Source organism: Pseudomonas sp. B23(2017) (assembly GCF_002113725.1).
GTDB lineage: Bacteria > Pseudomonadota > Gammaproteobacteria > Pseudomonadales > Pseudomonadaceae > Aquipseudomonas > Aquipseudomonas putida_Z.
This window is the reverse complement of sequence record NZ_NEJM01000012.1, coordinates 147,256-160,719: the sequence shown is the minus strand read 5'-3', so window position 1 is coordinate 160,719 and position 13,464 is coordinate 147,256. Positions and strand designations below refer to the sequence as shown.

Annotated in this window: 13 protein-coding genes; 9 read left to right on the top strand and 4 right to left on the bottom strand. The window is 64.5% G+C overall.

Annotation, left to right across the window (positions count from 1 at the left end; translation table 11 throughout):
- The first annotated feature begins 123 nt into the window (after positions 1–123).
- The 7 genes from CAG46_RS19345 (at position 124) to CAG46_RS19315 (ending at position 5,775) form a co-directional block, all read left to right on the top strand.
- Positions 124–762, top strand: coding sequence for a peroxiredoxin (locus tag CAG46_RS19345; protein ID WP_015268594.1), 639 nt, complete (start codon positions 124–126; stop codon positions 760–762).
- A gap of 289 nt (positions 763–1,051) precedes the next feature.
- Positions 1,052–1,645 carry an NADPH-dependent FMN reductase gene (gene ssuE / locus CAG46_RS19340; RefSeq protein WP_024087992.1) on the top strand — a complete coding sequence of 198 codons (594 nt, stop codon included), beginning with the start codon at positions 1,052–1,054 and terminating at the stop codon, positions 1,643–1,645.
- An 84-nt stretch (positions 1,646–1,729) separates the two neighbouring features.
- Complete coding sequence (locus CAG46_RS19335) at positions 1,730–2,695, top strand: sulfonate ABC transporter substrate-binding protein (protein ID WP_075044317.1); 966 nt, start codon at positions 1,730–1,732, stop codon at positions 2,693–2,695.
- A 58-nt stretch (positions 2,696–2,753) separates the two neighbouring features.
- The gene (ssuD, locus tag CAG46_RS19330; protein WP_025337326.1) at positions 2,754–3,902 is read left to right on the top strand and encodes an FMNH2-dependent alkanesulfonate monooxygenase; all 1,149 of its coding nucleotides are present in this window, start codon (positions 2,754–2,756) and stop codon (positions 3,900–3,902) included.
- A 10-nt stretch (positions 3,903–3,912) separates the two neighbouring features.
- Positions 3,913–4,710: an aliphatic sulfonate ABC transporter permease SsuC gene (gene ssuC / locus CAG46_RS19325; RefSeq protein ID WP_039614250.1), complete on the top strand. Its 798-nt coding sequence runs from the start codon at positions 3,913–3,915 to the stop codon at positions 4,708–4,710.
- The gene (gene ssuB / locus CAG46_RS19320) at positions 4,707–5,519 is read left to right on the top strand and encodes an aliphatic sulfonates ABC transporter ATP-binding protein (protein WP_013970450.1); all 813 of its coding nucleotides are present in this window, start codon (positions 4,707–4,709) and stop codon (positions 5,517–5,519) included. The genes ssuC and ssuB overlap by 4 nt, the downstream gene beginning before the upstream one ends.
- A gap of 40 nt (positions 5,520–5,559) precedes the next feature.
- A complete protein-coding gene (locus CAG46_RS19315; RefSeq protein ID WP_003255829.1) occupies positions 5,560–5,775 on the top strand; it encodes a molybdopterin-binding protein in 216 nt (71 codons plus the stop codon).
- 139 nt (positions 5,776–5,914) lie between these two features.
- Here CAG46_RS19315 and CAG46_RS19310 read toward each other — a convergent pair whose 3' ends face one another.
- From CAG46_RS19310 to CAG46_RS19295, 4 genes are all read right to left on the bottom strand, one after another.
- Complete coding sequence (locus CAG46_RS19310; protein ID WP_085618352.1) at positions 5,915–6,547, bottom strand: TetR/AcrR family transcriptional regulator; 633 nt, start codon at positions 6,545–6,547, stop codon at positions 5,915–5,917.
- Positions 6,547–8,124 carry a glutamate--cysteine ligase gene (gene gshA, locus CAG46_RS19305; protein ID WP_178080715.1) on the bottom strand — a complete coding sequence of 526 codons (1,578 nt, stop codon included), beginning with the start codon at positions 8,122–8,124 and terminating at the stop codon, positions 6,547–6,549. The genes CAG46_RS19310 and gshA overlap by 1 nt, the downstream gene beginning before the upstream one ends.
- 287 nt (positions 8,125–8,411) lie before the next feature.
- Positions 8,412–8,795 (bottom strand): PaaI family thioesterase, encoded by a 384-nt coding sequence (locus tag CAG46_RS19300; protein WP_003257433.1) that lies wholly within the window; start codon positions 8,793–8,795, stop codon positions 8,412–8,414.
- Positions 8,795–11,119 (bottom strand): Tex family protein, encoded by a 2,325-nt coding sequence (locus CAG46_RS19295; RefSeq protein ID WP_085618348.1) that lies wholly within the window; start codon positions 11,117–11,119, stop codon positions 8,795–8,797. Before CAG46_RS19295 ends, CAG46_RS19300 begins: the two co-directional genes overlap by 1 nt.
- Before the next feature lie 217 nt (positions 11,120–11,336).
- Here CAG46_RS19295 and ompR point away from each other — a divergent pair, with 217 nt between their 5' ends.
- The gene (ompR, locus tag CAG46_RS19290) at positions 11,337–12,077 is read left to right on the top strand and encodes a two-component system response regulator OmpR (RefSeq protein WP_012270052.1); all 741 of its coding nucleotides are present in this window, start codon (positions 11,337–11,339) and stop codon (positions 12,075–12,077) included.
- A 13-nt stretch (positions 12,078–12,090) separates the two neighbouring features.
- Complete coding sequence (locus CAG46_RS19285; RefSeq protein WP_085618346.1) at positions 12,091–13,404, top strand: ATP-binding protein; 1,314 nt, start codon at positions 12,091–12,093, stop codon at positions 13,402–13,404.
- Positions 13,405–13,464: the final 60 nt, after the last annotated feature.

The window sequence follows — 13,464 nt, the reverse complement described above, 5'->3', positions numbered from 1 at the left end:
TGTGTCTGCGATTTCGTATGCCTTATGGTTATAAATAAATCAGTATTTATTCTTTTTGTTTTTAATCGAATGCAGGCACATTGAACCCACACGGTACAGAACCCAGCACAGGAGCCGCAGCCCATGAGCCTAAAACTCGGCGATATCGCCCCCGATTTCGAACAGGATTCCAGCGAAGGCAAGATCCGCTTCCACGAGTGGCTGGGCAACAGCTGGGGGGTGTTGTTCTCACACCCGGCCGACTTCACCCCGGTGTGCACCACCGAACTGGGCCTTACCGCCAAGCTGAAGGACGATTTCGCCAAACGCGGGGTCAAGGCCATCGCCCTGTCGGTGGACCCGGTCGATTCGCACCACCGCTGGATCGATGACATCAACGAAACCCAGAACACCGTGGTCAACTTCCCGATCATTGCCGACGCCGACCGCAAGGTGTCCGACCTGTACGACCTGATCCACCCGAACGCCAGCGACACCCTGACCGTGCGCTCGCTGTTCGTCATCGACCCGAACAAGAAGGTGCGCCTGACCATCACCTACCCGGCCAGTACCGGGCGCAACTTCAACGAAATCTTGCGGGTGATCGACTCGCTGCAGCTGACCGACAACCACAAGGTCGCCACGCCAGGTAACTGGCAGGATGGTGACGACGTGGTAATCGTGCCCTCGCTGAAGGACGAGGAAGAGATCAGGCAGCGCTTCCCCAAAGGTTACCGGGCGGTCAAACCCTATCTGCGGCTGACCCCGCAGCCCAATCGTTAAAGGATTCCTCGTTGCATTGCTCTTAGCCAAAGCAGGGATATTCGGGCCGTTTCGACGGCCCTTTTTTTTGCCTGCTGAAACTGCGTGGGCTTCTTCGCGGGTAAACCCGCTCCCACAGGGATAGTGCAAGTCCTAGGCCTTGTACGGTCCCAGTGGGAGCGGGTTTACCCGCGAAAGGGCCAAAACAGGAGATTGATAAAAATGGAATAAACAAATGAAAAAATATGATTTCTAGATATATGCGGCGACTGTTAATGTCACCTCCAACAGAACACAAGGAAGCGCTGCAATGCTGGTCGTCTCAATCGGTGGTAGCCCCAGTACCCGTTCACGCTCCGGCGTGCTGCTGGAGCGTTCTCGCCAGTGGCTGCAGGACCGTGGCGTCGAGGTAGTGACATTCCAGGTACGTGACTTTCCCGCCGAAGACCTGCTGCACGCCCGATTCGACAGCCCGCAGGTGCAGCACTTCCAGCAGCTGGTGGCCCAGGCCGATGGCCTGATCGTCGCCACGCCGGTGTACAAGGCCTCGTTCGCCGGTGCCCTGAAAACCTTGCTCGACCTGCTGCCCGAACGCGCCCTGGCACACAAGATCGTGTTGCCGATCGCCACCGGCGGCAGCATCGCCCACATGCTGGCGGTGGATTACGCACTGAAACCCGTGCTGTCGGCACTCAAGGCGCAAGAGACCCTGCAAGGGATCTTCGCCGACGACAGCCAGGTCGCCTACGCAGAAGGCTCCAGGCCCGCGCAGCTGGTAGCGGCGCTGGAAGAACGCCTGCAGGACGCGCTGGAAACCTTCCACGTTGCACTGGCCCGTCGGCCGCGCCCCGTGGCCCCCGGCGTATTGAACGAACGCCTGATCAGTGCTCGCTGGAGCATCTGACCGGCCCAACCCGCTTTACCACCTTACTCGCCCGACAACGAGGCAAGCAGGTGCAACCCGAACCCACTCGCACAGGAGAGCGCCATGCGCACAGTCTTCTTGCGTCGCGGTCTGGTCGCCCTGTTTGCGGCGGCTGTGTCCTTCGGCGCCATCACCCAAGCCCAGGCCGAGAGCCTGCGTATCGGTTACCAGAAATACGGCACCCTGGTGCTGCTCAAGGCCAAGGGCACGCTGGAAAAGCGCCTGGCCGAGCAGGGCGTGCAGGTGCAATGGACCGAGTTCCCCGGCGGCCCGCAGCTGCTTGAGGGGCTGAACGTCGGCTCCATCGACTTTGGCGTCACCGGTGAAACCCCGCCGGTGTTCGCCCAGGCCGCCGGTGCCGACCTGCTGTACGTCGCCTACGAGCCGCCAGCGCCGCACAGCGAGGCGATCCTGGTGCCGAAGGGCTCGCCGATCCAGTCGGTCAAAGACCTCAAGGGCAAGAAAGTCGCCCTCAACAAAGGCTCCAACGTTCACTACCTGCTGGTTCGCGCCCTGGAAGACGCCGGCCTGAAATACAGCGACATCCAGCCGGTGTACCTGCCCCCGGCCGATGCCCGCGCCGCCTTCGAACGCGGCAGCGTGGACGCCTGGGTGATCTGGGACCCGTACCAGGCTGCCGCCGAGAAACAGCTGCAGGCTCATACCCTGCGTGACGGCAAGGGCCTGGTCGACAACCATCAGTTCTACCTGGCCACCCGCAACTACGCGAACCAGCACCCGGCGGTGATCAACACCCTGATCGAAGAAGTGCGTGCCGTAGGCCAATGGTCCCAGGCCAACCCGCAGGAAGTGACCGACCAGGTCGCGCCGCTGCTCGGCCTGCCTGCCGACATCACCCTGACCTCGGTCAAGCGCCAAGGCTATGGTGCCGCGCCGCTCACCCCGGAAGTGGTGGCCGCGCAACAGAAGATCGCCGACACGTTCCAGGCACTGAAGCTGATTCCCAAGCCGCTGAGCATCAAGGACGTGATCTGGACACCCCCGGCCAAGGTCGCCAGTGCGCCTTGATTGATTTGCCTGCGCCGGGGCGCCGCCCTGGCTGAGCCCCCTTGAGGAGACAACTCCAATGAGCCTTAACATCTTCTGGTTCCTTCCTACCCACGGTGACGGCAAGTACCTGGGCACCTCCGATGGCGCGCGCGCCGTCGACCATGGCTACCTGCAGCAGATCGCCCAGGCGGCCGACCGGCTCGGCTTTGGTGGCGTGCTGATCCCTACCGGGCGCTCCTGCGAGGACTCCTGGCTGGTCGCGGCATCGCTGATCCCGGTGACCCAGCGCCTGAAGTTCCTGGTCGCCCTGCGCCCCGGGATCATTTCGCCGACCGTGGCGGCACGCCAGGCAGCAACCCTTGATCGCCTGTCCAACGGTCGCGCGCTGTTCAACCTGGTGACCGGTGGCGACCCGGACGAGTTGGCCGGTGACGGCCTGCACCTGAACCATCAGGAACGTTATGAAGCCTCTGTGGAGTTCACCCGTATCTGGCGCAAGGTGCTGGAAGGCGAGGTGGTCGACTACGACGGCAAGCACATCCAGGTGAAGGGCGCCAAGCTGCTCTACCCGCCGATCCAGCAACCACGCCCGCCACTGTATTTCGGCGGTTCCTCGGAAGCTGCGCAGGACCTGGCCGCCGAGCAGGTCGAGCTGTACCTGACCTGGGGCGAGCCGCCGAGTGCGGTCGCTGAAAAAATTGCCCAGGTGCGTGAGAAAGCCGCCGCCCAGGGCCGCGAAGTGCGCTTCGGTATCCGCCTGCACGTGATCGTGCGGGAAACCAACGAAGAAGCCTGGGCCGCTGCCGACAAGCTGATCTCGCACCTGGACGACGACACCATCGCTCGCGCCCAGGCCTCGCTGGCGCGCTTCGACTCGGTCGGCCAGCAACGCATGGCCGCCCTGCACAACGGCAACCGTGACAAGCTGGAAGTCAGCCCCAACCTGTGGGCCGGTGTCGGCCTGGTGCGTGGTGGTGCCGGTACCGCGCTGGTGGGGGATGGCCCGACCGTCGCGGCGCGGGTCAAGGAATACGCCGAGCTGGGCATCGATACCTTCATCTTCTCCGGCTACCCGCACCTGGAAGAGTCGTACCGGGTGGCCGAGCTGCTGTTCCCGCACCTGGATGTGCAACGCCCGGAGCAAGCCAAGACCGGTGGTTATGTGAGCCCGTTTGGCGAAATGGTGGCCAACGACATCCTGCCCAAGTCCGTTGCGCAGAGCTGAGGGCCAGGCCATGAGTCGTGCAACTTCCAACAACCTTGGCCAGCGCCTGGCGCCATGGGCGCTGCCGGTACTGCTGCTGGCTGCCTGGCAGCTGGCGGTCAGCGCCGGCTGGCTGTCGACGCGCATCCTGCCCGCGCCCAGCGCCGTGGTCAGCGCCGGCGTCGAGCTGGTGCGCAGCGGCGAGATCTGGACCCACCTGGCCATCAGTGGCTGGCGTGCCGGGCTGGGCTTCGTCATCGGTGGCAGCATCGGCCTGGTGCTGGGCTTCATCACCGGCCTGTCGAACTGGGGCGAACGCCTGCTCGACAGCTCGGTGCAGATGATCCGCAACGTGCCGCACCTGGCGCTGATCCCGCTGGTGATCCTGTGGTTCGGTATCGACGAGTCGGCAAAGATCTTCCTGGTCGCGCTGGGCACGCTGTTCCCGATCTACCTGAACACCTACCACGGCATCCGCAACGTCGACCCGGCGCTGGTGGAGATGGCGCGCAGCTATGGCTTGTCCGGCTTCAGCCTGTTCCGCCAGGTGATCCTGCCCGGGGCATTGCCTTCGATCCTGGTTGGCGTGCGCTTTGCCCTGGGCTTCATGTGGCTGACCCTGATCGTTGCCGAAACCATTTCGGCCAATGCCGGTATCGGTTACCTGGCGATGAACGCCCGTGAGTTCCTGCAGACCGACGTGGTGGTGCTGGCCATCGTCCTGTATGCCGTGCTCGGCAAGCTTGCCGACCTCGCCGCCCGCGGCCTGGAGCGTGTGTGGCTGCGCTGGCACCCGGCCTATCAAGTGGCGAAGAAGGAGGGCGCATGACCGTACTCAAGGAACAGCCGCCACGCCTGCTGCGTGGCATCCCGCTGGCTTCCAGCGGCCTGCGCAAGACCTTTGGCCAGCGCGAGGTACTGAAGGGTATCGAGTTGCATATTCCTGCCGGCCAGTTCGTCGCCATCGTCGGCCGTAGTGGCTGCGGCAAGAGCACCTTGCTGCGCCTGCTGGCCGGTCTCGACCAGCCCACTGCAGGCCAGTTGCTGGCCGGTGCCGCGCCGCTGGAGCAGGCCCGCGAAGAAACCCGCCTGATGTTCCAGGACGCGCGCCTGCTGCCATGGAAGAAGGTGATCGACAACGTTGGCCTGGGCCTGTCTGGCGACTGGCGCCCGCGTGCGCTGGAAGCGTTGGAGTCGGTTGGCCTGGCCGACCGCGCCAATGAATGGCCGGCGGCTCTGTCGGGTGGCCAGAAGCAGCGTGTGGCCCTGGCCCGGGCGCTGATTCACCAGCCGCGCCTGCTGCTGCTGGACGAACCGCTCGGTGCGCTGGATGCATTGACCCGTATCGAGATGCAGCAACTGATCGAACGCCTGTGGCGTCAGCACGGCTTCACCGTGTTGCTGGTTACCCACGATGTCAGCGAGGCGGTCGCCGTGGCTGACCGGGTGATCCTGATCGAGGACGGCGAGGTCGGGCTCGACCTCACTGTCGACCTGGCACGGCCTCGGGCGCGTGGTTCGCACCGCCTGGCCGCGCTGGAAAGCGAAGTGCTCAACCGTGTTCTGTCGGCCCCGGGCGCTGCGCCCGAGCCGGATCCTGTAGCCCCTTTGCCCACGCAACTGCGTTGGGCGCACTGACTCACTTACCAGACTGAAGCCATAGAGAAGGAATCAAATCATGACCATCAAAGCCATCAACGTTCGCAACCAGTTCAAAGGTACCGTGAAGGAAATCCTGGAAGGCCCGGTACTGTCGGAAATCGACGTGCAGACCGCCTCGGGCATCGTCACTTCGGTCATCACCACCCGCTCCGTGCGTGAGCTGGAGCTGCAGGTGGGCAGTGAAGTGATTGCCTTCGTGAAGTCGACTGAAGTGTCCATCGCCAAGCTGTGATGGGTGTGGGCCATGGGGCTGCTTTGCAGCCCTTCGCGGGCACGCCCGCTCCCACAGGTACTGCGCAGGTTTCAGGTTTTGCGCGGACCCTGTGGGAGCGGGCGTGCCCGCGAAGGGCCGCACAGCGGCCCCAATGATCTCAGCTGGAACGCTTGGCCAGAAATGGCGGCAGATACAACCCCAGATACGCCTCGAACACTCGCTTGCCTTCCTCGGCCATGCGCGGGGTGATCGCCTCATGCAGCTGCACCGACCGCGCATACACCCGGTCACTCAACTCCATGGCCAGGGCAAACACATCCACATCCGCCGGCATCACCGGCAGATGAAAGTGCTGGTCAAACAACTTGTGCATCAAGTCGCCCAGTTCCATGTCGTGCTGCCGGTCGGCCTGCACCACTTCGCTCAGGCCATGCTGGGCCAGGATCAGTTGCCGCGCCGCGGCGTCCTCGTTGTAGATATCCAGCATGCGCTGCTCGATCAGCCGTGACAGTTCGTGCCAGGTGTTGAACGCACTGCTGTCGATCGGCGCGCTCAGCGCTTCACGGAAGGCCCGGTGTACATCGGCCGTCAACGCCTCCAGCAGCGCCGGCACGCTGGCGAAGAAGTGGTACACCGACGACGGTGGAATCTGCGCGCGCTCGGCCACGCTGTAGATTGACAGGCTCGCCACCCCCAGCTCGGCCAGCAACTCGCGTGCAGCCGCCAGGATCGCCTCGATCCTGGCCTGGCTGCTGGCGCGCGGCTTGCGCGGGCTGGCAGTGCGGGTCATCAGTTGCTGATCGCCAGGATGCTGGCCTGGTAGGCGCCGACGAACAGGTCGAAGTCGCCGACTTCCTGCTGTTCCAGGCGCGACTGCTCGGCCAGCGAGTCGCGGGCGAGGGTTTCGAAGGCCTGCTGGCGCTCGACCGGCAGTGGCTGTTCGCGGAAGGTTTCGGCGTGGATGCGGCTCTGGCGCAGGGAGAACTTGACGAAGCTCTCGTCATGCTCGGTCATGCGTGCCAGTACCTGGGCCGACGGGGTCAGCGAGGCGTCGTCGACCTTGGCCTGCTGGGCATCCAGGGCCTTGCCGTGTTCTGCACCGCCTTGCGCCTGGTCGAGCAGATCGGCCAGTGGCCGAATACGCTCGATCAGCTCGCTGGCCCAGGCCTTCAGGCCGATCGGCTGGCCATTGCGGTGCAGTTCCAGGCCCGGGCGACGGCCTTCCTTGACCACGGTCAGGAAGTTGTTGGTGCACTGGCCGCATTCGCCGTTGTCCAGTTGCGGGCTGTCTTCCAGCGCGCAGAACAGCAGGAACGCGTCGAGGAAGCGCGCCTCGGTCAGGTCGATGCCCACCGGCAGGAACGGGTTGATGTCCAGGCAACGCACTTCCACGTACTGCACGCCGCGCGAGGTCAGGGCCTGGATCGGCCGCTCGCCGGTGTAGGTGACGCGCTTGGGGCGAATGTTCGAGTAGTACTCGTTCTCGATCTGCAGGATGTTGGTGTTCAGCTGTACCCACTCGCCATCCACGTGCGTGCCGACTTCGACGTAAGGCGGGTAGGGCGTGCCCACCGCCTTGCGCAGGCTGTCGGTGTAGCTGGCCAGGTTGTTGTAGCACGGCGTGAGGCCGGCCTGGGCGTTGCTCTGGTAGCCCAGGTCGCTCATGCGCAGGCTGGTGGCGTAGGGCAGGTACAGGGTTTCGGCGTCCAGCTCTTCGAGCTGGTGCGGGCGGCCACGCAGGAAGCCTTTGTCCAGGGCCGGCGAGGCGCCGAACAGGTACATCAGCAGCCAGCTGTAGCGGCGGAAATTGCGGATCAGCGCGATATAGGCCGACGACTGGTAGTCGCGGTCGCTCTCGCTGCCGCCTTCTGCGGCGCGCAGCAACGGCCACAGCGCTTCGGGCAGCGAGAAGTTGTAATGGATACCGGCGATGCACTGCATGGTGCGGCCGTAGCGCAGGGCCAGGCCCTTGCGGTAGACGTGCTTGAGCTTGCCGATGTTCGAGCTGCCGTACTCGGCGATCGGGATGTCCTCCTCGGCCGGCAGCGTGCAGGGCATCGACGGGCTCCACAGGTATTCGTCGCCCAGCTTGCTGTAGACGAAACGGTGGGTCTCTTCGAGGCTTTCCAGCACCTTGGCCGGGTCGGGAAGGGCCGGGGTGATGAACTCCAGCAGCGACTCGGAATAATCGGTGGTGATCTGCTCGTTGGTCAGCGCCGATCCCAGTGCTTGCGGATGCGGGGTCTGGGCCAGGCGACCTTCTTCGGTCACGCGCAGGCATTCGCGCTCAATACCGTGCAGGCACTGCTTGAGCAGGGGGAGATTGGCGCCGAGCAGGCTCAGGCGGCGGTTGAGGAGGTCGCTCAAGATGTATTCCTTCACGCGTCAGTCGCCCCAATATGGGGGTAGAAAAGACGGTCTACAAGGGTAGTGGGAAAAGGAACTGGCGTTGTCGCCTGGTTTACGCGGTTCCGGCATTGCGCAGCGCCGACTTCGGGGGCCGCTTCGCAGCCCATCGCCGGCAAGCCGGGCTCCCACAGGTAAACCACGATATTCAGGCTTGTGGATTACCTGTGGGAGCCCGGCTTGCCGGCGATGGGGCGCGAAGCGGCTCCCGGCTGTTGCCGAAAATACCGCAGATACCGCTTGGTGAGCTAGAGAACCGCGAAGGTTCCTTGCGCTTTCGCCACCAGCTTGTCGCCCTGAACTACGTCGGCGTCGACCACCAGGGTGCGCCGCCCGGCGTGCAGCACACGGGCGGTGCACAGGACCTCGCCGTCACTGACGGCGCGCATGTAGTTGATCTTGCACTCGATGGTGACGCTTTGCTGGTCGAAGCCATGGCTGGCCGAGCAGGCCAGGCCCATGGCGATATCCACCAGGCTGAAGATCGCGCCGCCGTGCAGCTTCTGGCCACGGTTGCGCAAGTGTGGCTCGAGCGCCAGGGCTACCTCGGCAACACCTGTTTCCAGGCGTTGCAGGCGGCAGCCGAGGAGCTGGCTGAAGGCGCTTTCGACGTATTCGCGTGGAACGTCCATCACTTCTTCTTCAGCTGTTTGGCGTTGGCGAACAGGGCGGCCATGGCGTTGTTGGCCGGTGCCGCAGTGGCGGTTTCGCGCTGGCGCGGCGCCTGCTGCTGGCGGTTGCCGCCATTGCCACGGTTACCACCGCGGTTGCCGTCTACCTTCTCGCCCGGGGTGTCGCTCATGCGCATGGACAGGCCGACGCGTTTGCGCGGGATGTCCACTTCCATGACCTTGACCTTGACCACGTCGCCGGCCTTGACCGCTTCACGTGGGTCCTTGATGAACTTCTCCGACAGCGCCGAGATGTGCACCAGGCCGTCCTGGTGCACGCCGATGTCGACGAAGGCACCGAAGTTGGTGACGTTGGTCACCACGCCTTCGAGGATCATGCCTGGTTCCAGGTCCTTGAGGTCTTCGACGCCGTCCTGGAAGGTGGCGGTCTTGAACTCGGGGCGTGGGTCGCGGCCAGGCTTGTCCAGTTCCTGCAGGATGTCGGTGACGGTCGGCAGGCCGAAGGTTTCATCGGTGAATTTCTTCGGGTCCAGGCGCTTGAGGAAGTTGCTGTCACCGATCAGCGAGCGGATGTCGCGGTCGGTGTCGGCGGCAATGCGCTGTACCAGAGGGTAGGCCTCGGGGTGAACCGCGGAGGCGTCCAGCGGGTTGTCGCCGTTCATCACGCGCAGGAAGCCGGCGGCCTGTTCGAAGGTTTTCTCACCCAGGCGGCTGACCTTTTTCAGCGCAGCACGAGTGGCGAACGGGCCGTTGGCATCGCGATGGGCGACGATGTTCTGCGCCAGGGTGGCGTTGAGGCCGGAGATGCGCGTCAGCAGCGCCACCGAGGCGGTGTTGACGTCCACGCCCACGGCGTTCACGCAGTCCTCGACCACGGCGTCCAGGCCGCGCGCCAGTTTCAGCTGGGACACGTCGTGCTGGTACTGGCCGACACCGATGGATTTCGGGTCGATCTTCACCAGCTCGGCCAGCGGGTCCTGCAGGCGGCGGGCAATCGACACGGCGCCACGGATCGACACGTCCAGGTCCGGGAATTCGCGGGCGGCCAGTTCCGATGCGGAATACACCGAAGCGCCAGCCTCGGAGACCATGATCTTGGTGATCTTCAGCGCCGGGTACTTCTTGACCAGCTCTGCAACCAGCTTGTCACTTTCGCGGCTGGCGGTGCCGTTGCCGATGGCGATCAGCTCCACCGAGTGCTTGGCGCACAGTGCAGCCATGATCGAAATGGTGCGGTCCCAATCGTTCTTCGGCGCGTGCGGGTAGACCGTGGTGTGGTCCAGCAGCTTGCCGGTGGCATCGACCACGGCAATCTTGCAGCCGGTGCGCAGGCCCGGGTCGAAGCCCAGGGTGGCACGCGGGCCGGCCGGGGCGGCCAGCAGCAAGTCGTGCAGGTTGTGGGCGAACACATTGATCGCCTCGCCTTCGGCGTTGTCGCGCAGCTCGCCGAACAGGTCGGTTTCCAGGTGGGTGTAGAGCTTGACCTTCCAGGTCCAGCGCACCACTTCGCCCAGCCACTTGTCGGCCGGGCGGTTGCGGTTCTCGATACCGACGTGGTTGCCGATCATCAGTTCGCACGGGTGCAGGGTGCCGGGCAGTTCTTCGCCGACTTTCAGCGAGGCGCTCAGCACGCCTTCGTTACGCCCGCGGAAAATTGCCAGGGCGCGGTGCGACGGGGCGTTGCGCAGCAGTTCGTCATGGGCGAAGTAGTCGCGGAACTTGGCGCCTTCTTCTTCCTTGCCAGGCACGACGCGGGCGCTGAGCACCGACTCCTGCTTGAGGAAGCTGCGCAGCTTGTCGAGCAGGGCGGCGTCTTCGGCGAAGCGCTCCATGAGGATGTACTTGGCGCCTTCCAGCGCGGCCTTGACGTCGGCCACGCCCTTGTCGGCGTTGACGAAGCGTGCGGCTTCGCTTTCCGGGGCGAGGTCGGGGTTGTTGAACAGGCCGTCGGCCAGCTCGCCGAGGCCGGCTTCCAGGGCGATCTGGCCCTTGGTGCGGCGCTTTTGCTTGTACGGCAGGTACAGGTCTTCGAGGCGGGTCTTGGTATCGGCCAGCTTGATCTCGCGGGCCAGTTCCGGGGTCAGCTTGCCCTGCTCCTCGATGCTGGCCAGGATGCTGGCGCGGCGCTCGTCGAGTTCGCGCAGGTAGCGCAGGCGCTCTTCCAGATGGCGCAGCTGGGTGTCGTCCAGGCTACCGGTCACTTCCTTGCGGTAGCGGGCGATGAAGGGCACGGTCGAGCCTTCGTCCAACAGGCCCACGGCCGCCTCGACCTGCTGGGGGCGTACGCCCAGTTCCTCGGCGATACGGCTGTTGATGCTGTCCATGTAAACCACCTGACATTTGTGAATACGGGGGTCGCCTGTGGGCCTTTCGCCCGGCGGCGCTGGATGAAAGCCGCGCATTATACCCATCGCAAACGGCTTGCGGTGATGGCGCCCGGCCAGCCGAAACTGGCGCCGGGGGAAAAATCTGCTAACAATGCTCACGCAACGTGCAGCAATGGCTACGCCATAATGCGCGGCGATATCAGAGGAGTTATTCATGACCGGCACGCCAAACACCGCTGAAGGTGACAAGATTCTCATCGTCGACGACGACCCGGGGCTGAGCAGCCTGCTGGAGCGTTTCTTCACCAGCAAGGGCTACCGTGCCCGTGCGGTGCCCAACACCGAGCAGATGGACCGCCTGCTGCAGCGTGAGGTGTTCAACCTGGTGGTGCTCGACCTGATGCTGCCCGGCGAGGATGGCCTGTCGGCGTGCAAGCGCCTGCGTCAGCAGAACAACCAGATCCCGATCATCATGCTCACCGCCAAGGGCGACGAGCTCAGCCGTATCAAGGGCCTGGAGCTGGGCGCCGACGACTACCTGGGCAAGCCGTTCAACCCGGACGAGCTGATGGCCCGGGTCAAGGCCGTGCTGCGTCGCCAGGCACCGAGCGTGCCGGGTGCGCCTGGTAGCGAAGACGAGTCGGTCACCTTCGGAGACTACGAGCTGTCGCTGGCCACCCGCGAACTCAAGCGTGGCGACGAAGTGCACATGCTCACCACCGGCGAGTTCGCCGTGCTCAAGGCGCTGGTGATGCACGCACGCGAGCCGCTGACCCGCGACAAGCTGATGAACCTGGCGCGTGGCCGCGAATGGGATGCGCTGGAACGCTCCATCGACGTGCAGATTTCGCGTCTGCGCCGCATGATCGAGCCGGACCCGTCCAAGCCGCGTTATATCCAGACCGTGTGGGGCGTGGGCTACGTGTTCGTGCCGGACGGAAACGCCGGTAAATGATGCCGCGCCGTCGATGAAAACACCGCTCTGGTTTCCGCAAAGTTTCTTCGCCCGCACCCTGTGGCTGGTGTTGATCGTCGTCCTGTTCTCCAAGGCCTTGACCCTGGTCTACCTGTTGATGAACGAGGACGTGCTGGTCGACCGTCAGTACAGCCACGGTGTTGCGCTGACCCTGCGCGCCTATTGGGCGGCCGACGAAGAAAACCGCGACAAGATCGCCCAAGCGGCAGGCCTTATCCGGGTCACCGGCTCGGGCGTGCCCGAGGGTGAGCAGCACTGGCCCTACAGCGAAATCTACCAACGGCAGATGCAGGCCGAGTTGGGCGAAGACACCGAGGTACGGCTGCGCATTCATGCGCCGCCGGCGTTGTGGGTCAATGCGCCAAGCCTGGGCCCGGGCTGGTTGAAGGTACCGCTGTACCCGCACCCGCTGCGTGGGCAGAAGATCTGGAACGTGCTGGGTTGGTTCCTGGCCATCGGCCTGTTGTCCACAGCTTCGGCCTGGATCTTCGTGCGCCAGCTGAACCAGCCGCTCAAGCGCCTGGTGTTCGCCGCCCGGCAGTTGGGCCAGGGGCGCAGCGTGCGCCTGCCGATCAGCGACACGCCCAGCGAGATGACCGAGGTTTACAAGGCCTTCAACCAGATGGCCGAGGATGTTGAGCAGGCCGGGCGCGAGCGCGAGCTGATGCTGGCCGGGGTTTCCCACGACCTGCGCACACCGCTGACGCGCCTGCGCTTGTCGCTGTCGTTGCTGGACAGCGACAGCGAATTGAGTGACGAAATGGTCCGCGATATCGAGGACATGGACGCGATCCTCGACCAGTTCCTGGCCTTTATCCGCGATGGCCGTGACGAGCCGGTTGAGGAAGTCGACCTGGCCGACCTGGTGCGCGAAGTGGTGGCGCCGTACAACCAGCCGGAAGAACGGGTGCGGCTGTGCCTGGAGCCGATCCCACCGTTCCCGCTGCGCCGGGTTTCGCTCAAGCGCATGCTGGGCAACCTGATCGGCAATGCCCTGCACCACGCCGGCAAGGGGGTCGAGGTGGCCGCCTATGTGTCGGGCGACGAGAGTGCGCCGTATGTGGTGCTGAGCGTGCTGGACCGCGGGACGGGGATCGACGAGTCGGAGCTGGAGACCATCTTCAACCCGTTCATTCGTGGTGACCGGGCCCGGGGTGGCAAGGGCACCGGGCTGGGGCTGGCGATCGTCAAGCGGATTGCGGCGCAGCATGGTGGGAATGTGGAACTGCGCAACCGCTCTGGTGGCGGGATCGAGGCGCGGGTACGGTTGCCTTTGGGGCTGTTGCTGCCGCGTAATGCTGTATGAATCTGGTTGGCTGCGTCGGCCCTATCGCCGGCAAGCCAGCTCCCACAGGTAATCCACAAG